This is a genomic window from Promicromonospora umidemergens, from assembly GCF_024171995.1.
In the GTDB taxonomy this organism is placed as follows: domain Bacteria; phylum Actinomycetota; class Actinomycetes; order Actinomycetales; family Cellulomonadaceae; genus Promicromonospora; species Promicromonospora umidemergens.
Map to the genome: position 1 here is coordinate 48,481 of NZ_JAMTCT010000028.1, position 25,052 is coordinate 73,532.

The following is a 25,052-nucleotide window of genomic DNA, read 5'->3' on the forward strand; positions in this document are numbered from 1 at the left end:
AAGGAGTGTTCATGATGTCTGCATCACGCCACAGAGCCGTGGCGGCCATGATCGGGATGGCCGTCGCCGTCGGGTCCCTGGCAACCGCCTCGGTCTCCGCAGCACACCCTGGGGAGGGCGACCACGCCGACTCGTCCAGCTTCGAGAAGATCCCGCTGGTGACGGAAGGCCTCAGCGACCCGTTCGAGCTGGACGTCGCCGACGACGGCCGGGTCGTCTACATCGAGCGGACCGGCGCGGTGAAGGTCCTCGAGCAGGACACGTTGCGCCAGACCACCGCACTGGACTTCGGGTACTCCCTCGACCTCCTGACCCAGTCGGACGGTCTGCTGGGTCTGACGCTGGACAACGACTTCGCCGAGAACGGGTGGTTGTACCTGCTGTGGAGCGACCCGGACGTCGCCAAGATGAACCTCTCCCGGTTCACCATGGGGCCGGACAACACGATCGACCCGGCGTCGGAGGAGCGCCTGCTCGACTACACGATCTGGCGGGGCGAGGGTCGCGCGAACTCGCACATGGGCGGCTCCCTGGCGATGGGCCCCGACGGCAACCTCCACGTGGCCACCGGTGACAACGCCGACCCGTTCGACCAGAGCGGCTACACGCCGATCGACGAGCGCGAGGGTCGCCGTGCGTGGGACGCGCAGGGCACGTCCGCCAACACCGACGACCTGCGCGGCAAGGTGCTGCGGATCCACCCGGAGGACGACGGGACGTACACGGTTCCCGAGGGCAACCTGTTCGCGCCGGGCACGGAGGGCGCTCGCCCCGAGATCTACGGGATGGGCTTCCGGAACCCGTTCCGCATCACCGTCGACCCCGAGACGAGCGCGGTCCTCGTCGGTGACTACGGGCCCGACGCCCGGGTGGCGAATCCGCTGCGCGGACCGGAGGGCATGGTCGAGCTCATCCGGATGACCGAGCCGGGCAACCATGGCTGGCCGTACTGCCACGCGAACAACCAGGCGTACATCGACTACGACTTCGCCACCGGCGAGTCCGGCGAGGCGTTCGACTGCGCCAACCCGGTCAACGAGTCCCCGAACAACACGGGCCTGCGCGAGCTGCCGCCCAGCCAGCTGCCCCTCGTCTGGTACGGCTACGGCGAGTCGCCGGAGTTCCCGGAGCTCGCGTCGGGCGGTGCCGCCCCGATGGCCGGCCCGGTCTACCGGTACGACGCCGAGAACCCCGTCAAGACGAAGTTCCCCGAGTCCTACGACGGCCACTGGTTCGTCTCCGAGTACGCGCGCAACTTCTACAAGGTGCTGTCGATCGACGAGGCCACCGGTGACCTCCTCTCGATCGACCCGTTCCTCCCCGAGGAGAGCTTCGTCTCGCCGTTCGAGGCGGAGTTCGGGCCCGACGGTTCGCTGTACATCATGGACTTCGGCAGCGGACGAGGCGCCGGGCGAGGCAGCACCAACACCGACGCGGGCATCTACCGCGTCGACTACGTCGCCGACGGCCGGCGCCCGATCTCGTCGTTCACGCCCGACGTCGAGTCCGGCTCGGCCCCGCTCACGGTCAGCTTCGACGGCGAGGCCAGCCACAGCCCGGACGGGCTCGACATCACGTATGCCTGGGACTTCGAGAACGACGGCGTCGTGGACTCGACCGAGGTCAGCCCCGTGCACACCTACGAGGAGCGCGGACAGTTCTCCGCGCGACTGACCGTCACCGACAGTGACGGCCTCACCGGTGTAGCGGTCCAGAAGATCACGGCGGGCAACACCCGTCCGGAGGTCTCCTTCGACACGCCGGCCGACGGCGGCTTCGCCGAGCTGGGGGACACCGTCCCGTACTCGGTCGACGTCGTCGACGCCGAGGACGGTTCCACCGCTGCCGGAACCATCGACTGCAGCCGCGTGACCGTCAACACCCAGCTGGGGCACGACACGCACGCCCACCCGCTGGACAACTACACGGGCTGCTCCGGGTCCGTCTTCCTCGACCCCGCCGACCACGGGGTCGGGCAGAACGTCTACGGGGTGCTCGGCGCCGGCTACCAGGACCTGGGCACCGAGGGCGTTCCCGAGCTCACCGGCCAGGACCGCATCAGGCTGCAGGTCAAGGACAAGGAGGCCGAGTTCTTCAGCGAGGCCTCCGGCGTGACCGTCGCTGACGACTCCTCGGCACGAGGCGGTCGCCTGGTCAGCGACGTTGACGACGGTGACTGGATCGCGTTCGAGCCGGTCGACCTGACCGGGATCACCGGGCTCACCCTCGGAGTGGTGCCCGGCGCCGCCGGTGCCACCGTCGAGGTGCGCACGGGCAGCCCGACCGGACCGAAGATCGGCCAGGTGAAGGTCGGCGCGGCGGCCGCCGCCGGACAGGTCGTCTCGCCCAGCATCGACATCGAGGGGCAGAGCGGAACCACCACCCTCTATCTCGTGGTCTCCGACAGGGGACAGTCGGGCAGCACGGAGCAGGCACAGGGAGCGGACGACGCGCTGGCACTCGACTGGCTCGTCTTCCACGGCCGGGGAGTCGCCGACGCGACCGCCCCGGTGGTCCAGGCGGAGGCCAGCCGCACCGGGGGCCCGGACAACCTCTCGGTCGAGCTGTCGGGCTCCGCCGTCGCGCCGGAGGACCGGGAGATCACGTCCTACCTCTGGGACCTCGGTGACGGCACGACGTCGGAAGGCCAGGAGGTCACCCACGAGTACTCGGCCCCCGGTCGGTACACCGCCCGGCTGATCGCCACGGACAGCGAGGGGACGAGGGACTGGGCCACCGTGGAGCTCGTCGTCGCCGACAGCGGCCGATGAGCTGACCGCATCGGCACCTCGGCCGGCTGGCCCGGATGCGTACTTCGCGTCCGGGCCGGCCGATCCAGGCGCCCGGAGGCACCGGTTCGGCCCCGGCATAGTTCACCCATTAACGGTGATTGTCTGACAACTTCTGCTTGACTCCCGACAGAAGTCTCTCGTAGGTTCTAGCCGCAAGGTCAACGCCGACCGAGGAGAGTTCATGCGTCAACGTGGAACCACGACCCGCGCGAGACAGGCAGCCGCAGGCGCGACTGCCCTAGCACTGACAGCGGTGATACTGACGGGGACGGTCCCCGCAGCGACGGCGGCGACCGACGACCTGCCGCCACAGGAGCCGGGCGTCACGCTCCGGACGTACGACCTGGCCCGTGACCTCAGCGAGCTGTGCACGCTGCGCTCGGGCCAGACGCCGAACGTCGACCAGCTGAAGCCGACCATCGACTACACCGAGGAAGCCGACTTCGGCATGGGCGAGCGCTTCATCGCGCACGCGCTCGCGAACCTGTCGGTGCCGTCCGCCGGCAACTACGAGTTCCGGCTCACGAGCGACGACGGCTCACGGCTGTCGATCGACGACACGGTCGTCGTGGACCACGACGGCCTGCACGGCGAGTCTTCGAAGGAGGGCACCATCGCCCTCGACGCGGGCTTCCACGACCTGCGCGTCGAGTACTTCGACAACACGAACGACAACATCCTGCGGCTCGAGTGGCGTCCGCCGGGCACTGCCGACTTCGTCGTCGTCCCCGAGAGCGTCCTGAGCACCGAGGCCGGTGTCGTGCGCGTGACCGCTCCCGGCACCAAGTACTGCGAGGGCCAGGACGACTCGGCGGGCGACGGCATGCGCCTCGACTCCGTGTACCCCGGCTACACGCTCACCGACCTGCGTCCCGAGGGCTTCGAGCCCATGGTCTCCGGCCTCGACTGGACCGAGGACGAGCGCCTCGCCGTCGTCACCTCCGGCTCCGTGAGCCCCGGCGGCTGGGTCGAGGACCCGGAGCCGGGCGAGGTGTTCCTGCTCGACAACGTGACCGGCGAGACGTCGAAGGACGAGGTGACCTACGAGAAGGTCGCCACGGACCTGTTCAACCCGATGGGCATCGCGGTCATCGAGGACTCGATCTTCGTCTCCGAGCGCGACGGGCTCACCGAGCTCACCGACCCCGACGGCGACGGCTTCTACGACGAGCACCGCACGGTGGCCGAGTGGCCCTTCGGCGGCAACTTCCACGAGTTCGCCTTCGGCCTGCTGCACGACGAGGACTACTTCTACGTCAGCCTCTCGGTCGCCATCAACAACGGCGGCGCCACCACGGACCCCCAGCCGGCCGAGAACCGCGGCAGCACCATCAAGATCGACCGCGAGACCGGTGAGGTCGAGTTCGTCGCCGGTGGCCTGCGCACGCCGAACGGCATGGTCAAGGGCCCGGACGGCGAGCTGTTCGTGATGGACAACCAGGGTGCGTGGCTGCCCAGCTCGAAGCTCGTGCACATCGAGCAGGACAAGTTCTTCAACCACTTCACAAACCCGGCGGGTCCGTTCGACGACCAGCCCGTCTCTGCTCCGGCCCTCTGGGTGCCGCAGAACGAGATCGGCAACTCGCCGAGCGCCCCTGTGCAGCTCGAGGACGGCCCGTACGAGGGCCAGCTCGTCTTCGGTGACGTCACCTACGGCGGCCTGCAGCGCGGCTTCCTCGAAGAGGTCGATGGCGAGTACCAGGGCGCGGTGTTCCGGCACTCGGCCGGCCTGGAGGCAGGCGTCAACCGCACCGTCGTCGGGCCCGACGGCGCCCTGTACGTGGGCGGCATCGGTGAGGGCGGCAACTGGAGCGAGCCGGGCAAGCTCCGCTACGGCCTGCAGAAGCTCACTCCGAACGGCCAGGACGCCTTCGACATGACCGAGATGCGGGCCACCAAGAAGGGCTTCGAGGTCGAGTACACGCAGCCGTTGTCCGAGGAGACGGTGGCCAAGATCGCCGAGGACCCGAACGCGGCGTTCCAGATGGACCACTGGCGCTACGTGCCCACGCGTTCCTACGGCGGGCCGAAGGTCGACGAGCGACCGCTGTTCGTCGACAAGGCCAAGGTGTCGAGGGACGGTACGAAGGTGACCCTCACGGTGGACGGTCTCGAGCCGGGACGCGTGGTGCACCTGCGTAGCCCGCGCCCGTTCGCGGACACCGAGGGCCGCGAGCTGTGGAACACCGAGGCCTGGTACACGCTCAACGCGATCCCCGGCTACAAGGCCCCCGCCGAGAAGGGGTACCTCGAGGCAGAGGAGGCCTCGCTGCGGGGTTCGGCGAACGTCGCCACCGAGCACAGCGGCTACTCCGGCTCCGGCTTCGCGGCCGGGTTCGGCGAGGTGGGCGCTTCTGCGACCTTCACGGCGACCGCCAAGCGCACGGGCGACCAGCCGGTGAGCCTGCGGTACTCGAACGGTCCCAACCCGTTCGAGGGCACCAAGACGGTCTCCGTGCTCGTCAACGGCGAGGAGGTCGAGCCGTGGGCGCTGGAGTCCACCGGTGACTGGAAGACCTGGGCGACCGCGTCCAGGGACCTGCCGCTGCGCAAGGGCGTCAACACGATCACGCTGCGCTACGACGCGGAGGACGACGGCAACGTCAACCTCGACGTCCTCAAGGTCGGCAACGGCAACCCGGACATCTGCGGGTCGGAGGACTACGAGGAGGGCTACGAGGCCCTGTTCGACGGCACCCTCGCATCCCTCGACGAGTGGCGTCTGGCGGGAGCCGGCTCGTTCGGCCGCCAGGCCGACTGCTCGATCCGCAGCACCGGCGGTATGGGCCTGCTCTGGCACACCGGTCAGGAGCTGGGCGAGTACAGCCTCAAGCTCGACTGGAAGCTCATCAAGGACGACAACGGCGGCATCTTCGTCGGCTTCCCGAACCCGGGGAACGACCCGTGGGTCGCCGTGAACGAGGGCTACGAGATCCAGGTCGACGCGAGCGACGAGCCCGACCGCACCACCGGGTCGATCTACACCTTCCAGGGTGCGGACGCGGCTGCCGTGGAGCAGGCGCTGAACCCGGTCGGCTCGTGGAACTCCTACGAGATCAAGGTGGAGGGCCAGAACATCAAGGTCCTGCTCAACGGGGTGCTGGTGAACGACTTCACGAGCACCGATCCCGCACGTGACCTCGCCCAGGGGTACGTGGGTCTCCAGAACCACGGTGGTGGGGAGACCATCTACTACCGCGACGTCCGGGTGAAGGAGCTGGGCTGACGCGGCCCGAGCGGTCCTGAACGGCCTGTGGCCCTGACTCGGCGTACCTGGTACGCCGAGTCAGGGCCACCGGCCGTCCGCGTACGGTTAGCTGACCAGGCGGTCGACCGCCTCCGAGGACAGGGCCTGGTCCACCGCCATGGCGCTCGCGCCGAGCACGCCGGCATGGGTGCCGGTCCGGGCCGTGACGATGCGCAGGTGCTGCGTCGCGAGGGGGAGGGACCGCTGGTAGACCACCTCACGGATGCCGGCGACGATGTGCTCGCCGGCGTCCGCGAGGATGCCGCCGATGACGATCATCGACGGGTTGAGCAGGCTGACGCTCGTGGCGAGCACCGCGCCGATGTCCCGGCCGGCCTGACGTACCGCCTGGCTCGCGGTGACGTCGCCGGCGCGCACCAGGACGACTACGTCGGCGGGCGTGCGCGTGCCCTCCAGCGCGTTCGCGACGGCCAGCCCGCTGGCGATCGCCTCGAGGCAGCCGATGTTCCCGCACCGGCACACGACGTCCGTGACGCCGGGCACCGCGACGTGCCCGATGTCGCCGGCTGAGCCCTGGGCGCCGCGCCGGAGCGCCCCGTCGGCGATGATCCCCGCACCGATGCCCGTGGCGACCTTGACGAACAGGAGGTCCGCGACGTCGGGCCAGGCGGCGCGGTGCTCGCCGAGCGCCATGATGTTGACGTCGTTGTCGACGAGCACGGGCGCGTTGAACCGCGCACCGAGGATGGCCGGCACGTCGGCGTCGTCCCAGCCCGGCATGATCGGCGGGTTGTTCGGCTTCCCGGTCGCGTGCTCCACCGGCCCGGGCAGGCCGACGCCGACCCCCGCGAGCTCGTCGGCGGACCGGCCTGCCTCGGCCAGCAGCTCGGCGCCGGTCGCGGCGACCTGGTCGAGCACCGGTCCTGGTCCGTCGGTGATCAGCAGCGGCAGGTCGCGCTGCGCGAGCACGGTGGAGGCGAGGTCGGTCAGCGCGAGCCGCGCGTGCGTCGCGCCGAGGTCCACGCCCAGCACCACCCGGGCGGACGGCGCGAAGGCGAACGTCGCGGGCGGGCGGCCGCCGGTCGACGAGGCCTCGCCCGCCGGGGCGATCAGCCCCGCGGCCATGAGCAGGTCGATACGCGCAGCCACGGTCGACCGGGCCTGTCCCGTGACCGCCGCAAGATCCGCTCGCGTGCGCGGTCTGCCGTCGCGCAAGAGCTGGAACATGTCCCCTGCTCCGGAGACCTTGGGCGCCTGCTGCATCAGTTCCCGTGCCACTTCCACCATGCCTCTAGTCAATCATGGCCAACGAAGTTGCGACTTTTGCTTGACCGTCGCCAAAAGTCCCTCTACGTTCATTACATGGTCGACGTGGACCCCCATGGGGCAGAGCAACAGGTGAAGCAGCCCCTGCTTCGTATGCGGGGCATTGTCAAGGAGTTCCCCGGTGCGCGGGCGCTCGACGGGGTGGACCTCGAGGTCCGCCCTGGCGAGGTGCACTGCCTGCTGGGGCAGAACGGGGCCGGCAAGTCCACCCTGATCAAGATCTTGGCGGGTGCGCACCAGCCCACAGCTGGCGAGGTGCTGCTCGACGAGAAGCAGGTGACGATCCCGGACCCGGTCGCGGCGCTCAGACTGGGCATCGCGACGATCTACCAGGAGCTGGATGTCGTCGACGGGCTGACCGTCGCCGAGAACATCTACCTCGGGCACGAGCTCGCACGAGGCGGCGTCACACGCCGGTCCGAGGCGGCTCGGAACACCCGGGCGATCCTGAAGCGGCTCGGTCACTCGGAGATCTCGCCCCACCGCGAGGTGGGCAGCCTGCCGGCGGCGGGCAAGCAGATCGTCTCGCTGGCCCGCGCACTTTCGCGGGACGCACGCGTGGTCGTCATGGACGAGCCGTCCGCCGTGCTGGACTCCGAGGAGGTCGAGAACCTCCACCGCATCGTGCGCGAGCTGACGGCCGACGGCGTCGCCGTCGTCTACATCTCGCACCGGCTGGAGGAGATCCGGCAGCTCGGCGACCGCATCACCGTGATCAAGGACGGGCGCACGGTCGCGACGAGCCTCGCTGTCGCGGACACGCCGACGGACGACCTCATCAAGCTCATGACGGGCCGTGCTGTCGAGTACGCGTTCCCCGAGCGTCCCGGCGTCGCGGAGGACGCCGCGCCCGTCCTGGAGGTCGAGGGCCTCGCGCTCGGCGACGTCTTCAAGGACGTCTCCCTCACGGTCCGGGCCGGCGAGATCGTCGGCCTGGCGGGTCTGGTCGGGTCCGGCCGGTCCGAGATCCTCGAGACGATCTACGGGGCTCGGCGCGCGACGTCGGGCACCGTACGGCTGGGTGGCAAGCGCCTGCGCGGCGGGGTCGACGCGGCGGTCGCCGCGGGCATGGGCCTGTGCCCCGAGGAGCGCAAGAGCCAGGGCCTGCTCCTGGACGAGCCCGTGTACCGGAACATCACCCTGTCCTCCTTCGCGCGCTTCGCTCACGGCAGCTGGCTCGACGAGAAGGCCGAGCGTGCCGCGGCGCAGGAGCAGGTCGAGGCCCTCGAGCTGCGCCCGGCTTCCGTGGACCGCAACGCGCGCACGCTGTCCGGCGGCAACCAGCAGAAGGCGCTGCTCGCCCGCTGGCTGGTGCACGGCTGCCGCGTGCTGCTGCTCGACGAGCCCACCCGGGGCGTCGACGTGGGCGCGCGCTCCGAGATCTACAGCCTGATCCGCCGACTGGCCGACGACGGCGCCGCCGTCATCGTCGTGTCCAGCGAGATCCCCGAAGTACTGGGCCTGGCAGACCGGGTCCTGGTCATCTCCGACGGCCGGGCGGTCCACGACAGCCCCGCCGACGACATCGACGAGCACGCCGTGCTCGATATGGTCATGGAAGGAAGTGTCCCGTGAGAGGACGATCGGCCCTGTCAGGGCCGGCACTGCGAATGGGCGGCCTCGTGCTCGCCCTGGTCCTGCTGTGCGTGGTGGGGATCGTCACCACGGGTGGCCGGTTCGCCTCGGTCGGCAACATCACCACGCTGCTCGCCCTTGCGGCGACGACCGGCGTGGTGAGCATCGGCATGACGTTCGTCATCACCGCCGGCGGCATCGACCTGTCGGTCGGCTCGGTGCTCGGCCTGGCGACCGTCTGGGCGTCCACGCTGTCCACCCAGTACCTGGCGGAGGACTACGGCTGGTGGGTCATCGTGCTGACCGCGCTGGCCGTCGGCCTGGCCGCCGGCTTGGTGAACGGCGCCCTCGTCGCGTACGGCAAGGTGCCGGCCTTCATGGCCACCCTCGCCATGCTGGCGGCCGCGCGAGGCCTCGCAGAGCTCATCGCCGGCCGGCAGACGCAGCTCGTCGAGGTGGACCCGTTCCTCGACACGTTCCGCGCCGACGTGCTCGGCCTGCCGATGATCGTGTGGATCTTCGTCGTGGTCGCCGTCGCCGGCTGGTTCCTGCTGAACCGCACCACGTTCGGCCGACGCACCGTCGCGGTGGGCGGCAACCCGGAGGCCGCGCGCCTCGCGGGCATCAAGATCAAGCGGCACACCCTCTACCTGTACGGGCTCGCCGGCCTGACGGCGGGTATCGGCGCCGTGATGGCGTTGGCCCGCACCACTGCCGGCTCCTCGACGAACGGAACGCTCCTCGAGCTGGACGTCATCGCGGCGGTCGTCGTCGGCGGCACCCTGTTGGCCGGCGGCCGCGGCACCATCACAGGCACCGTCCTGGGCGTCCTGATCTTCTCGACGCTCACCAACGTGTTCATCCTGAACAACATCGACAGCTCGGTCCAGGCGATCACCAAGGGCGTGATCATCGTGGGCGCCGTGCTGCTGCAGCAGTGGTTCGCCGCGCGCGAGAAGGCCACGAGCACCTGAGCCGCGTCCGCGCGGCCCACGTCCTACCCAGTACATGTGCTGACCAATCCCCAGGTACTACCCCGGATCAAGGGAGATCACGATGACTTCTTCAACAGCAGTGCGTACGCGCAGGGTTTCCGGCGCCTTCATCGCGGCGGCCTGCGCCGCGCTCGTCGTCACCGGCTGCGTCAGCAACGAGCCGCGCGACGAGGAGACGGCGGCTGCCGGCCCCGTCACCACGACGGACAACGACGAGCCCGGCGACGAGGTCGTCATCGGCTTCTCCGCCCCGGCGGCCGACCACGGCTGGATGGGCGCCATCACCTCGGCGGCCGAGGCCGAGGCCGAGAAGTACGAGGACGTGGAGCTCCGCGTCGCCGAGGGCACCAACGACGTGAACGTGCAGATCAGCCAGATCGAGGGCTTCATCACCGATGAGGTGGATGCCATCGTGCTGCTGCCGTTCGACGGCGCCGCGCTCACCGCGGTCGCGCTCGAGGCGATGGAGGCGGGCATCCCGGTCATCAACGTGGACCGCGAGTTCACCAGCCCGTTCGCCGCCCGCACCACGGTGCTGGGCGACAACTACGGCATGGGCGTGAGCGCGGGCACCTACATCTGCGAGCAGATCGGCGACAACAAGGACGCCGTGGTCGCCGAGATCGCCGGCATCGACGCCCTGCCGCTGACCACGGACCGTAGCGACGGCTTCAAGGACGCGCTGGAGGACTGCGGGCTCGACGTCGACGCCCGTGTCGCCGCCGACTTCACGGTCGAGGGTGGCGAGGAGGCGACCGCGAACCTGCTGTCCGCCGAGCCCGAGATCGACGCCATCTGGAACCACGACGACGACCAGGGCGTCGGCGTGCTCGCGGCCATCGAGAACGCCGACCGCGACGAGTTCTTCCTCGTGGGTGGCGCCGGGTCGACCAACATGATGGAAGAGATCCAGTCCGGCGACAGCGTGGTGCAGGCGACGGTCGTCTACCCGTCCACGCAGGCGGCCGACGGCATCAAGCTCGCCCGGCTGATCGCCCAGGACAAGACGATCGGGGACCTGGCATCGATCGGCGTGCCGCGCACGATCCAGCTCCACGCACCCGTCGTGACGGCGGACAACGTCGAGGAGTACCTCCCCATCGGCTTCGAGTCCTGACGCGTGACGCATCGGACGACGCCCGCTGGGGCGTGCAACACGGCGGTGAATCGAGAGTGGGGGGAGGCGCGGTATGAGCAGCGGTGAGAACGAGCTCGGGGTCGGCATGGTCGGCTACGCGTTCATGGGGGCAGCACACTCGCAGGCCTGGCGCACGGCGCCGCGGTTCTTCGACCTGGCTCTGGCGCCGCGCATGCGCGCGGTGGCCGGGCGGGACGAGACCGCGGTCCGTGCGGCGGCCGACCGGCTCGGCTGGGACGAGGCGGTCGTCGGGTGGCGAGAGCTGCTGACGCGGGACGACATCGGGCTGATCGACATCTGCACGCCGGGCGACACGCACGCCGAGATAGCGGTGGCGGCGCTGGAGGCGGGCAAGCACGTCCTGTGCGAGAAGCCGCTGGCGAACAGCGTGGCCGAGGCGGAGAAGATGGTGGCCGCCGCGGACGCGGCGGCGGAGCGGGGCGTGCGCGCGATGGTGGGGTTCACCTACCGACGCGTCCCCGCCATCGCCCTGGCGCGCCAGCTCGTGGAGCAGGGGCGGATCGGTGAGGTCCGGCACGTGCGCGCGCAGTACCTGCAGGACTGGATCGCCGACCCCGAGGCGCCGATGTCATGGCGCCTGGACAAGCAGAAGGCGGGCTCCGGTGCGCTGGGCGACATCGGTGCCCACATCGTGGACCTGGCCAAGTTCATCACCGGTGAGTCGCTCACCGGGGTGAGCGGGCTGCTCGAGACCTTCGTGCACGAGCGGCCGGAGGCGTCGTCGTCCTCCGGCCTGTCGGGGGTGGCCGACGGCGGCCGCACGGGTAAGGTCACGGTGGACGACGCCGCGGTCTTCTTCGGGCGGCTGTCCGGCGGCGGTCTGGCGACCTTCGAGGCGACCAGGTTTGCCTGGGGCCGCAAGAACGCTATCCGGCTGGAGGTGAACGGATCGAAGGGCTCGCTCGCTTTCGACTTCGAGGACATGAACCTCTTGCACTTCTTCGACGCCACGGACGATGTGACGACCGCCGGCTTCCGCCGGATCGTCGTCACCGAGCCGGAGCACCCCTACGGCGGTGCCTGGTGGCCTGCGGGACACGGGCTCGGCTACGAGCACGCGTTCACGCACCAGGTCGTCGACCTGATGGGCGACCTGGCAGCGGGACGGCAGCCGACGCCGTCGTTCACCGATGGCCTGGAGGTCCAGCGGGTGCTGGACGCCGTCGAGCGCAGCGCGGCCGGCGGAGGGGGGTGGGTCCCGCTGCCGTGAACCACAGGCTCAGGGCAGGGAGAAGACCTGTCCTGAGCCCGCACTGCACTAGTACTGACCCGACTCAATGAGGAGCTCCAGGTGAGAAACGTGCACCGAACCCGCCGCGTTCTGCGGCCGGTGGTCGCGGCAGCAGCCATGACCGCGCTAGGTATCCCCATGGCGCTGACGTCCGCGGCTCAACCGGCCGCCGCACCGAACCAGGGCGTGCAGGCCGAGGTTGCCGCCGCACCAGGCGATGCAGCAGCCGAGCCGTTCGACACTCTCGTCTTCTCGAAGACGGCGGGTTTCCGGCACGGCTCGATCCCCGCAGGGATCGAGACGATCACGCAGCTCGGCGCGGCGAACGACTTCACGGTCACCGCCACGGAGGACGCCGGCGTCTTCACCGACGAGGGCCTCGCCGACTACGAGGTGGTCGTCTTCCTGTCCACCACGGGCGACGTGCTCAACGGCGAGCAGCAGGCAGCGTTCGAGCGGTACATCCAGGGTGGCGGGGGCTACGCGGGCATCCACGCGGCGTCCGACACGGAGTACGAGTGGCCCTGGTACGGCGAGCTGGTCGGGGCGTACTTCAGCTCGCACCCGCAGAACCAGGACGCCACCGTCAAGGTCGAGGACCACGCGCACAGCTCCACCGCGCACCTGCCGGACCGCTGGGACCGCCACGACGAGTGGTACAACTTCCGGACCAACCCGCGCGACGATGTGCACGTCCTGGCTTCCCTGGACGAGTCCACCTATGACGCCGGCACAGGCGCGATGGGTGCCGATCACCCGATCGCCTGGTGCCAGGCCTACGACGGGGGCCGGTCCTGGTACACCGGCGGTGGCCACACCGACGCCTCGTACACCGAGCCGGAGTTCGTCGAGCACCTGCTGGGCGGTCTGCAGACCGCGGCAGGCGTCGTCGACTCGGACTGTGCCGCGACGCAGAGCAACAGCTACGAGATGGTGCCGCTCGACGAGGACACCGCCAACCCGATGATGCTGGACGTGGCCGATGACGGCAGCGTCTTCTACGTCGAGCGCGACGGCCGCGTCCAGACGATCGACCCCGAGTCGAACACCACGACCACGGCGATGACGCTGCCGGTCACCCAGTCCAACGAGGACGGGCTGACCGGTGTCGTGCTCGACCCTGACTTCGCGTCCAACGGGTGGGTCTACCTGTTCTGGTCCCCGCAGGACGTCGGCGACGACGGTCCGCACAACCGGGTCTCGCGCTTCGACTACGACGCGGCCTCCGGCACGATCGACCCGGCCACCGAGGAGACCGTGCTGATCATCCCGACGCAGCGCGAGACGTGCTGCCACGCGGGCGGTGACATGGTCTTCGATGCTGACGGCAACCTGTACGTGGCCACCGGCGACAACACCAACCCGTTCGAGTCCCAGGGGTACGCGCCGCTGGACGAGCGGGCCGGGCGGGAGAACTACGACTCGCAGCGCACGTCGGCCAACAGCAACGACCTGCGGGGCAAGGTGCTGCGGATCACGCCGCAGGACGACGGCTCGTACACCATCCCCGAGGGCAACATGTTCGCTCCGGGCGAGGCGGAGACGCTGCCCGAGATCTATGCGATGGGCTTCCGCAACCCGTTCCGGATCGGCGTCGACCCGGGATCAGGCAACGTGCTCGTGGCCGACTACGGTCCGGACGCGGGGGCGGCCAGCGCCGCTCGCGGGCCGGCCGGTACGGTCGAGTGGAACGTCGTGAGCGAGCCGGGCTTCTACGGCTGGCCGTACTGCACGGGGGCGAACACCGACTACCGCGCCTACGACTTCGCCACGGGGCAGTCCGGGGCGGCGTTCGACTGCGCAGGCGGTCCGGTGAACGACTCGCCGAACAACACCGGCATCACGCAGCTGCCGCCGGCCGTCGAGGCGGAGGTCTGGTACGGGTACGGGACCAACCCGCTGTTCCCCGAGATCGGCGGCGGCGGCGCCCCGATGGGTGGGCCGGTCTACTCCTACGACCCGGAGCTGGAGTCCGACGTCAAGTGGCCGGCCTACTGGGACGGCAAGGCGCTGTTCGGTGAGTGGAACCAGGGGCGGATGTACTCGTTCCAGCTCGCCGGCGAGCAGCGGGACGAGCTCGTGGACATCAACCGGGCCCTGCCCGGGATCTTCGACCCGGAGGCCGGGTTCGACCGGCCGATGGACTTCGACTTCGGACCCGACGGTGCGCTGTACGTCATCGACTGGGGCTCCGGCTTCGGCGGGAACAACGACAGCTCGGGCGTGTACCGGGTCAACTACGTCAAGGGCGACCCGGCACCCCTCGCACAGGCCTCTGCCGACGTGACCGACGGAGCGGCCCCACTGACCGTGCAGTTCTCGTCGGAGGGCACCCGCCACCCGGCCGGGGAACCGATCAGCCTGCAGTGGACCTTTGGCGACGGGTCGGAGCCGAGCACCGAGGCGAACCCGACCCATACGTACATGGAGAACGGCCGCTACACCGCCCAGCTCGTCGCCACCGACCCCGCGGGGCAGACCGGGGTGGCGAACGTGACGATCGTGGTCGGCAACATCGCCCCCGAGGTGACGATCACCTTCCCCGACAACGGTGGCTTCTTCGAGTGGGGCGACCAGGTGCGCTACGAGATCGCGGTCGACGACCCCGACGGCGACGTGAGCTGCGAGAACGTCTCGCTGTTCACCTCGCTCGGCCACGACTCCCACGCCCACCCGTTCGACGAGCTGACTGGCTGTGAGGGCGTCATCCAGACCGCCCGGGACGAGGGCCACGGCATCGAGTCGAACATCTTCTGGGTGATCGAGGCGTTCTACACCGACGACGGTGGCGCGGCGGGCGCACCGCTGACGGCGACCGACCTGCAGGTGCTGCAGCCCAAGCTGGTCCAGTCGGAGTTCTTCACCGGAACGGGCCGCGTCGATGGCATCGGTGACGCTACCGGTGACCCGGGCGTCCAGATCGAGGAGACGGGCGACACCGCCGGTGGCGGGCAGAACATCGGGTACATCGAGCCCGGTGACTACTGGGCGCACGAGCCGGTGGGCCTCGCCGGTGTCGACGCGATCTCGCTGCGCGCCGCCTCCGGCGTCGACGGCGGGGAGGTCTCGGTGCGCTGGGACGCGCCGGACGGTCCAGAGATCGGCCGTATCACGGTGCCGGGCACTGGCGGCTGGCAACAGTACGTGGATGCCGGTACCGAGCTGACCGACGTGCCGTCCGGCTCGGGTTCGCTGCACTTCGTCCTGCTCTCCGGCGGCGTCAACGCCAACTGGATGGAGATCGACGGCCGCGGGGTCACCGATAACGAACGGCCGGAGGTCGAGCTGCTGGTCGACCCGGTCTCGGGTGACGCCCCGTTGACGGTGACCGCGTCGGCCGACGCCACCGATCCGGACGGGGCCGGCGACCTGTCCTACGCCTGGGACGTCGGCCTCGGCGACGGGTTCGTCGAGGGCGGTACGTCCACGCTCGAGCACACCTACGACGAGCCGGGCACCTATCGGCTCCAGGTGCGCGTGACCGACGAGGGCGGCGCCTACGCCATCGAGTACGCCACGGTGGAGGTCACCGGGATCGTCCCGGAGCCGGAGCTCTGCCTGTCGGGCCGGTCGGACGACTTCCTCGGGGACGAGCTCGACCCGGACCGCTGGACGGTGCTCGACCGCAACCAGGACCTGCGGGTCGCCGACGGGAACCTCACGGTCCCGGCGAGCGCCTCGGACTTCTACGGGACGAACAACACAGCAGTGCCGAACCTTGTCCTGCAGGACCTGCCGGACGGCCCGTTCACCGCGACGGCCAAGGTCACGATCCCGGCCTATGCGCAGTACCAGCAGGCCGGGCTGCTGATCTACGGCGATGCGGACAACTACGCGAAGATGGTGATCCAGGGGCGTTCGGCACCTGCAGACCCGGCCACCCGCGTCTTCCAGTACATCCGTGAGGAGGGCGGCACACCGAACGAGGTCGGTGACTCCAACACCGCGGCTCTCGGCGAGGCGTACCCGGACACGGTGTACGTGCGCCTGGCGAGCAGCGACGGTGCGGACCTGACGGCGTCGTACTCCGCGGACGGCGTGGAGTTCACAGAGATGCCGCAGACCAAGTCGCTCGCCGGCATCGACGACCCGCAGATCGGGCTCGCCGCGCTCGCCGGTGCGGGCTCGTCCGCGGACGTGGTGGACGCGCAGTTCGACTGGTTCCACATCACTCCGGACGACACGGCCGGGGCCTCCGGGCCAGCGGACGAGTTCGACGGGGACGCCCTCGATGCCTGCCGCTGGGACGTGGTGCGGGAGGACCCGACGGGGTACCGGGTGACCGGGGGCGCGCTGGAGATCGATACGAGCGCCACGGACATCTACACGGGCAGCAACACCAGCACACCGAACATCGTCGTGCAGGACCTGCCGGAAGATGACTGGACCGTCGAGACCCAGGTGGACGGGTCGGACTTCGACCAGCAGTACCAGCAGGGCGGTCTCATCGTGTACGGGGACGACGACAACTACGTCAAGCTCGACCTCGTGACCGACAACGCGGCGGGCGACCCGGTGGCACAGCGTATCGAGCTGCGTAGCGAGGTCGATGCCGTGGTGCAGGACCCGCAGCCGAGCGTGAACGACCTCGGGTCGGCCGTGTGGCACCTACGGCTGTCGAAGCAGGGGCCGACCTTCACCGGTGAGTACAGCGCGGACGGCGAGGACTGGACGGCGCTCGCCGAGCCGGTGACTCACGACGGGCTGGAGGATGCTCGGGTGGGCCTGTACGCCCTCGGGGCGGCTCAGCAGTCGGTTGCCACGGCGACGTTCGAGCATTTCCGGACGGCTGACGCCACCGAGCCGCTCGAGGTGACCGGCACGTTGTCGCCGGCAGAACCGGACGGCCCGGACGGGAAGTGGCTCGGACCGGTGACCGTCACGGTGGAGACCTCAGGCGGTCCGGACGGCGCCCAGGTGTACCGGGAGGTCAACGTCGACGACGAGGGCTGGGCCGAGTACACGGCGCCGTTGGAGATCTCGGCGCCCGGCGCCCACACCGTCCAGGTGCGGGCCTCGGTGGACGGGGAGACCGTGGTCGGCGAGACCCTGGAGCTCACGATCGCAGAGCCGGCCGTCGAGGCGATACCCGCGGTCGAGATCGTCCAACCGACGTGCTCGTACGACGCCTCGGGAGCCGAGGTCGTCACCGGCGGTGCGCTGGTCACCGCCCAGGTGGCAGGCGTGGAGTCCTACGTCGTGCGGGAGTGGGTCGACGGCACCGCCGCTGACCGTGTGAACGACCTCGACGACGTGGCTCCCGGGAGGTACCGGATCGAGGCCCGACCTGCCGACGGGTACGTCCTCGTCGGTGAGGGTGGTTGGCAGGTCCGCGACAACGGGCTCGCCGTGCTTCTCGTGACGCTCGAGGAACCGGAGTGCCCGGACCCGAACACACCGGACATCTTGGTGAAGGCAGCGACGTGTGACGCCGGTGGCTCGATCGATCCGGTCGTGCTTCCGGGAGTGCGCAGCTACACCGTGCACCGCTGGGTCGACGGCTCGCCGCGCGGCAAGGTACGAGACCTGGGCGACCTCGCTCCGGGCGACTACCGGGTGACCGCCTCGCCGGCCACCGGCGCCGACCTGACGGCCACGGGGGACTGGAAGCTCCTGCGGTCCGGCAAGGCAAGCATCGTCGTCACCGTCGAAGAGAGGTGTGACTGAGTGACCGGGGGCGTGCGCCGGCCTGCCGGTGCACGCCCCGCCCCGCGGGGCCGTCAGCCTTCTCGATTCGAAGGGGAACGAACATGGAACGTTTCACGCGCTGCGGTGCGGTGCTCCTGCTGGTGCTCGGGCTTGCCGTCGCGCCTGCCGCCATGGCTCCGGCTGCCGCGCACGGCGGCAAGATCGACATCGAGCTCGGCACGGATGGTGGTGGCGGTGTCTCCGCGGCGGTGACCTGGGCCGGTGACGGGCATCCTGTCGAGGAGTCGGCCATCGTGGTGGTGCGTGCGGTCTCCGACACCGGCGAGGAGGTCGGCCCCGTCACCCTCGTCTCCGCGTCGGAAGGCGTCGGCTGGTACCGCTCGGAGCCCGCGCTGCTCGACGAGGGGCACTGGACGGTGACCGCGCGGGTCACGGAACCGCGGAAGGCGAAGGTCGAGGTCGAGATCGATGTCGTCCCGCCGCCGTCCGCTCCGCCGTCCGAACCCGCGTCGGCCGGTCCGGATACCGCAGAGATCACGACCGAGGCGGGCGCCGCCGGCCTGGCGGCCACCGACGACGGGTCGTCGAGCGGTCTGCCGGGAAGTTGGACCGGTTGGGCGCTGGGGGCGCTCGTCGTCGCCGCGGGGGTGGCGGCCGTCGTCGTCCTGCGTCGACGGACGGCGTGACCGAAGACCCATGGGCATACGACCGGCGACGCCGGATCGTCACGCACAACAGGAAAGAACAAAGATGACACGACCGATCACCCTGTTCACCGGCCAGTGGGCCGACCTGCCGCTCGAGGAGGTGGCGCGCCTCGCAGCGGAGTGGGGCTACGACGGACTCGAGCTGGCCTGCTGGGGCGACCACCTCGACCCGTGGCGCTGGGACGACGACGAGTACGTCGCCGGGCGCCTGGAGCTGCTGGAGCGGCACGGCCTGAAGGTGTGGGCGATCTCGAACCACCTCAAGGGCCAGGCGGTCTGCGACGACCCGATCGACCAGCGGCACCGCGACATCGTGTCGGACCGGGTGTGGGGCGACGGCGACCCGGAGGGCGTCCGGCAGCGCGCCGCCGAGGAGATGAAGAACACCGCCCGGCTGGCCGCGAAGCTCGGGGTCAAGACGGTCATCGGGTTCACCGGCTCGGCGATCTGGAAGTACGTGGCGATGTTCCCGCCCGTCTCCGACGCCGCGATCGAGGCCGGCTACCAGGACTTCGCCGACCGCTGGAACCCGATCCTCGACGTGTTCGACGAGGTAGGGGTCAAGTTCGCCCACGAGGTGCACCCCAGCGAGATCGCCTACGACTACTGGACCACCGTCCGGACGCTCGAGGCGATCGGCCACCGCGAGGCGTTCGGCCTGAACTGGGACCCGAGCCACATGGTGTGGCAGGACCTGGACCCAGTCAGCTTCCTCTGGGACTTCAAGGACCGGATCTACCACGTGGACTGCAAGGACACGAAGAAGCGGATGGCGAACGGCCGCAACGGCCGCACGGGCTCGCACCTGCCTTGGGGGGACCCACGCCGCGGCTGGGACTTCGTCTCCACCGGGCACGGCGACGTCCCCTGGGAGGACGCGTTCCGGATGCTCAACACGATCGGCTACGACGGCCCGATCTCCGTGGAGTGGGAGGACGCGGGCATGGACCGCCTCGTCGGCGCTCCGGAGGCGCTCGAGTTCGTGCGCTCCCACGCGTACGACGCCCCCGACTCGGCGTTCGACGCCGCCTTCTCGACCCGCTGACGCTCACCACGCTGACCAGGAGGTACACCCGCACCACACAGCACGAACCGGTACCGCGCTCAGGCGTCGGTGCCGCAAGAGCACCGACGGACCGGGCCTCGAACGAATCGATGCGAGCGAGACCCGGCCGAAGTGACCAACTCGATGAGGAGCCGAATCACGTATGAAGAGTATTCAGGATCGTGCGCACGCGCGACGAAAGAAGACGGTGGCGGCGCTCGCCGCGACCTCGCTGGTCGGTGTGGCGCTCCTGGCCACGCCGTCGGCCGCCGCCCACGAGGCTCCGGACGTCGAGGCGGCGGCTGCCGCAGACACCGACTGGGGCAACTACGAGAAGGTCCTGCTCACCAAGGACGTCGGTGAACCGATCGACATGGCGGTGCTGCCGGACAAGAGGGTGCTGCACACGGCCCGCAACGGCGACGTGCGGGTGACCGACCCGGCCACCGGGGTCACCAAGCTCGCCGGCACCATCGATGTCTACGCGAACTCGGAGGACGGCCTGCAGGGCATCGCCCTGGCACCGGACTTCGCCACGAGCAACGAGGTCTACGTCGTGTACGCGCCGCGGGACGCCGATGGTGACGGGGTGGCCGACACGCCGTCGGGCAACGCGCCCAACTCGCTGCCCGCAGGCGAGGACGAGAGCTACTGGGACCAGTGGGTGGGCGTGAACCGCCTCGCCAAGTTCACGTGGACCGGTGACTCTCTCGACCTGGCGTCGGAGCAGCCGATCCTCGACATCGAGGTGCAGCGCGGCCAGTGCTGCCACGTCGGTGCGGACATCGATTTTGACGCCGAGGGCAACCTCTACCTGTCCACCGGTGACAACACGCCGGCCGGTACGCCGGGCGCCGGCGGGTATGCCCCGAACAACGACGCGCCGGGGATGAACCCGGGCTTCGACTCGCGTCGCGGTGCGGGCAACACGAACGACCTGCGGGGCAAGATCCTGCGGATCGACGTGAAGGACGACATCCCGGCCGGCACGGCTCCCGGCGAGGGCAGCACCTACGACATCCCGGCGGGGAACCTCTTCGCCCCCGGGACGGAGAAGACTCGGCCCGAGATCTTCGTGATGGGCGTGCGCAACCCGTTCCGCATCGAGGTCGACCCGGAGACGAACTCCCTGACCTGGGGTGACTACGGGCCCGACGCCGGCTCGGCGAACCCCGACCGCGGGCCGATGGGCTACGTGGAGTGGAACGCCGTCGGCCTCGACGACCCGCACAACTCCGGCTGGCCGTACTGCCACGGACCGAATGCCGCCTACAACGACTGGGACTTCGAGACCGCCACACCTGGCGAGTTCTTCGACTGCGCGGCGCCGCAGAACAACTCCCGCTGGAACACGGGCCTCACCGAGCTGCCCGCTGCTCGCGCTGCGACCGTGCACTACGGCGACCAGCCGGGCCAGCAGCCGCGTGACGAGTTCGTGAGCTTCGGCGCCGGATCCGGCCAGGCCCCGATGGGTGGCCCGGTGTACCACTACGACGCCGAGAGCACGGCGCCGGGCAAGTTCCCCGAGTACTGGGACAGCAAGGCGTTCTTCGGCGAGTTCTCCCAGGACTACTACGCGGCGCTCAGCGTGGACTGGTCCACCTTCGAGGTCGGCGAGGTCGAGGACTTCTTCCCGAACAGCGCCGTCGAGGCCGCAGGCATGAAGACGCACGACAACCCGATCGACCTCGAGTTCGGCCCGGACGGGTCCCTCTACGTGCTCGAGTACGGCGACGGCTTCTTCCGGCAGAACCCCGACTCGGGGCTCTACCGCATCGACTACGCCGAGGGGAACAAGGCGCCGCAGGCGCGGTTCACGACCACGCCGGGATCGTCGTCCGAGGCTCCGCTGGAGGTCGCGTTCGACGCCACCGGGTCCACCGACCCCGACGGTGACACCCTCACCTACGAGTGGGACCTCGACGGCGACGGCACGTTCGACGCCACCGGCGCCGAGACCACGCACACCTACACCGAGCTCGACGTCTACACCGCGCGCCTGCGGGTCACCGACGAGAGCGGCAAGTTCACGCTCACGTCCCGCGAGATCAGCGTGGGCAACCAGGCACCAGAGGTCACCGTGGAGTTCCCGGCCGACGGCGGCTTCTTCGACTGGGGCGCCGATGTGCCCTTCCAGGTGACCACGCAGGACGCCGAGGACGGCGCCGAGACGGTGTGCGACCGGGTGTCGTGGTCGTACGGCCTCGGCCACGACGAGCACGCCCACCCGGAGGTCTCCGGGACCGGCTGCACCGGCGTGTTCCCCACCGACCCCAACTCACCGGAGCACGGCCCGGGCGCCCACCTGTACGGCGCAGTGGTGGTCACCTACACGGACAGCGGGGCGAACGGCCTGCCGCCCGCCACCGGTGAGGCCACGGTGCAGCTGAACCCCAAGCTGCAGCAGGCGGAGCACGCGGTCGGAGACGGCGTGGAGGTCGTCGCCGACGATGCGGCATCGGCCGGCGCCTACGTGACCGGCCTGAAGAAGGGCGACTCCGTCGGCTTCACCCCGGTGAACCTCACCGGCATCGACAGCGCCACCGCCACGGTCCGCGGCAAGGGCAAGGTCCAGCTGCGCTGGGACTCGCCGACCGCCAAGCCGTTCGCCACCGCCAAGGTGCGCAGCGGGCAGACGTGGAAGGACCTCGCGCTCGCGTTCGACGCCCCCGAGGGCACCGGAACGCTGTACGTCACCACGAACGGCACGCTCGACGTCGACGCGGTGACGATGGTTGGCGAGGGCGTGGGGACGCCCCCGGCAGCAGCAGAGAACATGACCGGCCCGACCGGGCCGCTCGAACTGGCCGCTCGTACCGAAGGAGAGCAGTGATGGAATCACGCACTGATGTCGACCGCAGGAACTTCCTGAGGCTGGCCGGCGGCACCGTAGCCGTCGGTGCGGCGTCGCTCGCCGGCGCGGCCCTCGCGGGCAGCGCCGCGGCCTCCGTCCTCGCCCCGACGGCGGGGGCCGCTGCCACCACCGCGGGCAAGGGCCGGGTGCTCGTCCCGCCGGGCCAGATCGGGATCCAGCTGTACTCGATCCGGGACAAGGTCTCCTCGCTCGGCTTCCGCAAGGTGTTCGAGCGGCTCTCGGCCATGGGCTACGCCGAGATCGAGTTCGCCGGGTACTCGCAGGGCCAGGCCGGGCCGATCACGCCGCAGGAGATCCGGCAGCTGCTGGACGACAACGGCCTGTGCGCCGTCGGCGCCCACCGCGGTATCGGGGACTTCGTGAACAACCTCGAGCAGGAGCTCGACACGGCCCAGATCCTGGGCATGCCGCACGTGGGTACGGCCAACGCGCCGACCTCTGACCGCACCGTCGCCGGCTACCTCGCCGCTGCCGAGCAGTTCAACGGGTTCGGCGAGGCGGCGACGGCCCGCGGGCTGAAGTTCTACCAGCACAACCACGACGGCGAGTTCAGCTTCGCCACGGACAACCCCGACGTGCGCCTGTACGACGTCTTCTACGACAACACCGACCCCGCGAAGGTGTACCTCGAGATGGACGTCTACTGGGCGTTCGTGGGCCAGCACCGGTACCCGGGCTTCGAGCCGGTGGACTACGTCAAGCGCAACCCGCACCGGTACCCGCTCCTGCACCTCAAGGACGGTGACGTGAACCCGGAGAACTCCGGCGGCTACGACATCGTGGAGTTCGGGGCCGGCGACCTGCCGTACGCCGAGTTCCTCTCAGCGCTCGGCGGCGGCGGCCGGCGCCACGGGATCTGGGAGCAGGACAACGCCGCGTCGACGCCGGCGCCGGGCTTCCCGGTCGACTCGTTCGGTAACGCGGCGCGCTCCTACGTAGAGATTCGGTCGCTCCGGCGCAGCTGAGCGGATGCTTGAGGGGGTGTGGCCGACGGCGTCGGCCACACCCCCTCTGTCGTTCACCGGCGTTCCCGGGCCTACTGGCTGGTGCGCAGGAGCACCACGTCGTCGTGCTCAAGGCCGCCCACCACATAGGCGCGCCGCCCGATCATCTCGAAGCCGTGCTTGCCGTAGAACGCTCGGGCACGCAGGTTCTGGGCGTTCGTCCCCAGCCAGTACGGCAGGTCCGGGCCGAGCCCGGCCGCCGCGTCGGAGGCGGCCCCCATGAGCTCGCCGGCGATGCCACGGCCCTGCATGCCTGGCTGGACGTAGATCTTGGACAGCTCGACGTACGGGGCCTCGAGTCCGCTCGCCCGCCGCACGGCGTCGGCCTCCGCAGCGCCCTCGGGAGCCCCGAGGGCCAGGAGGGCGTAACCGAGCAGCCCGGTGCCGTCGTCGTACACAAGCAGTGCGTGCGCGTTGCTGGCCGCCCACTCCCGGAAGCGCGCGGGCGTCAGCTTCTGGGCGATGTGGGTGGCCATCTCGAGGGTGGAGGCCTCGGGCGGGCAGGCCAGGGGGAAGGTGAGTGCGGCGAGCCACGCGACCTCGGCCGCGTCATCGACGGTCGCCCGGCGCACGACGCCGGGCCTGCTCCCGGGGGCGGTCGATGTCGTGCTCTGCGCTGCACGCTGGGCTGTGGGTGTCTCGGCTGTGGGTGTCTCGGTGTCGGCGGAAGGCACCGACGCGGGTTCGGATGTCACCGTTCGAACGTAGTACGTGGGGTCTCGGGGGCGGGCGAGATGGCCGCAGGGGAAAATCCTGGTGTGGCGTGGGAAAACCGCAGGTCGGCGGTACCCGTGGGAGGGCATGCCGGAACCGGCTGGCGTGGCCCCCGTCACAAGTGCACTCCGCGCCCGTGTCATGGCCTGTTAAAAACAGGCTCTGACCTGCGGAAAGAGTGTGTGCCCCATGCCACTCCGAGCGGAGTGGCGTCTACGCGGGATCGTGTGTAATGTTCTCCAGGTCAGCCCGCCGGGCAGACGGACACCAACTGGAAACGGTTGGGTGGCCGCGCCGGGGTTGAAACCCACATCGAAGATTCGGGTAGCTTCGTGCTCTCTGAAGCAGATGTGGTTGCCGGATTCGGCAGGCAGGTGCAATTCCTTCCAGTTCTTGAAACGGAAGCGAATTTGATCGGCCGAAAGAATCTGGTAGGTTAGAGGAACTGCCCCGGACAGGGAAGCGATCGGAAAGATCGCGGATCTGACGGTGTGCGTCGGTTGTTTGAGAACTCAACAGTGTGCTTGATAGTCAATGCCAATGTTTTAACCCTTGTGGGTGTGGCTGTGCTGACCGTTCGGTTGGTGTGGTCATGTGCTGTGAGGGGTTGTTTGGACAGACTTAATCATCAGATTGGTCTGGCCGGTATCATTGTTCGCACTCGTCTTCGGGTGGGTGTGGATGTTTCTCTTTTATGGAGAGTTTGATCCTGGCTCAGGACGAACGCTGGTGGCGTGCTTAACACATGCAAGTCGAACGGTGAAGCTCAGCT

13 protein-coding genes and 1 rRNA gene are annotated in these 25,052 nt (G+C 69.6%); 12 read left to right on the forward strand and 2 right to left on the reverse strand.

The annotated features are described in order from the left end of the window. Positions 1-14: 14 nt before the first annotated feature. Positions 15-2,771, forward strand: coding sequence for a PKD domain-containing protein (locus APR04_RS27170; protein ID WP_253876962.1), 2,757 nt, complete (start codon positions 15-17; stop codon positions 2,769-2,771). A 274-nt stretch (positions 2,772-3,045) separates the two neighbouring features. After that, on the forward strand, positions 3,046-6,018 hold the full coding sequence (locus APR04_RS27175; protein WP_253876964.1) for a 3-keto-alpha-glucoside-1,2-lyase-like domain-containing protein: 2,973 nt from the start codon (positions 3,046-3,048) through the stop codon (positions 6,016-6,018). An 87-nt stretch (positions 6,019-6,105) separates the two neighbouring features. On the opposite strand, the gene APR04_RS27180 is transcribed toward APR04_RS27175, so the two are convergent. Continuing rightward, on the reverse strand, positions 6,106-7,287 hold the full coding sequence (locus APR04_RS27180; protein WP_253876966.1) for an ROK family transcriptional regulator: 1,182 nt from the start codon (positions 7,285-7,287) through the stop codon (positions 6,106-6,108). A gap of 132 nt (positions 7,288-7,419) precedes the next feature. On the opposite strand from APR04_RS27180, the gene APR04_RS27185 reads away from it, so the two are divergent. From APR04_RS27185 to APR04_RS27225, 9 genes are all read left to right on the forward strand, one after another. Beyond that, the gene (locus APR04_RS27185; RefSeq protein WP_253876968.1) at positions 7,420-8,901 is read left to right on the forward strand and encodes a sugar ABC transporter ATP-binding protein; all 1,482 of its coding nucleotides are present in this window, start codon (positions 7,420-7,422) and stop codon (positions 8,899-8,901) included. A 35-nt stretch (positions 8,902-8,936) separates the two neighbouring features. Further along, the gene (locus APR04_RS27190) at positions 8,937-9,875 is read left to right on the forward strand and encodes an ABC transporter permease (protein ID WP_253876999.1); all 939 of its coding nucleotides are present in this window, start codon (positions 8,937-8,939) and stop codon (positions 9,873-9,875) included. A gap of 82 nt (positions 9,876-9,957) precedes the next feature. Continuing rightward, a complete protein-coding gene (locus APR04_RS27195) occupies positions 9,958-11,013 on the forward strand; it encodes a substrate-binding domain-containing protein (RefSeq protein WP_253876970.1) in 1,056 nt (351 codons plus the stop codon). Between the two features lie 73 nt (positions 11,014-11,086). Beyond that, positions 11,087-12,265 carry a Gfo/Idh/MocA family protein gene (locus APR04_RS27200; RefSeq protein WP_253876972.1) on the forward strand — a complete coding sequence of 393 codons (1,179 nt, stop codon included), beginning with the start codon at positions 11,087-11,089 and terminating at the stop codon, positions 12,263-12,265. 81 nt (positions 12,266-12,346) lie between these two features. Next, on the forward strand, positions 12,347-17,953 hold the full coding sequence (locus tag APR04_RS27205; protein ID WP_253876974.1) for a ThuA domain-containing protein: 5,607 nt from the start codon (positions 12,347-12,349) through the stop codon (positions 17,951-17,953). An 83-nt stretch (positions 17,954-18,036) separates the two neighbouring features. Then, the gene (locus tag APR04_RS27210) at positions 18,037-18,621 is read left to right on the forward strand and encodes a hypothetical protein (RefSeq protein ID WP_253876976.1); all 585 of its coding nucleotides are present in this window, start codon (positions 18,037-18,039) and stop codon (positions 18,619-18,621) included. Between the two features lie 64 nt (positions 18,622-18,685). Beyond that, positions 18,686-19,687, forward strand: a complete 1,002-nt coding sequence (locus APR04_RS27215) for a sugar phosphate isomerase/epimerase family protein (RefSeq protein WP_253876978.1) — start codon at positions 18,686-18,688, stop codon at positions 19,685-19,687. A 163-nt stretch (positions 19,688-19,850) separates the two neighbouring features. Beyond that, a complete protein-coding gene (locus tag APR04_RS27220) occupies positions 19,851-22,520 on the forward strand; it encodes a PQQ-dependent sugar dehydrogenase (protein WP_253876983.1) in 2,670 nt (889 codons plus the stop codon). Then, positions 22,520-23,527 (forward strand): sugar phosphate isomerase/epimerase family protein, encoded by a 1,008-nt coding sequence (locus APR04_RS27225; RefSeq protein WP_253876985.1) that lies wholly within the window; start codon positions 22,520-22,522, stop codon positions 23,525-23,527. Before APR04_RS27220 ends, APR04_RS27225 begins: the two co-directional genes overlap by 1 nt. Before the next feature lie 71 nt (positions 23,528-23,598). On the opposite strand, the gene APR04_RS27230 is transcribed toward APR04_RS27225, so the two are convergent. Next, complete coding sequence (locus APR04_RS27230) at positions 23,599-24,261, reverse strand: GNAT family N-acetyltransferase (protein WP_253876987.1); 663 nt, start codon at positions 24,259-24,261, stop codon at positions 23,599-23,601. 710 nt (positions 24,262-24,971) lie between these two features. Here APR04_RS27230 and APR04_RS27235 point away from each other — a divergent pair. Next, positions 24,972-25,052, forward strand: a 16S ribosomal RNA gene (locus tag APR04_RS27235); the annotation flags it as partial.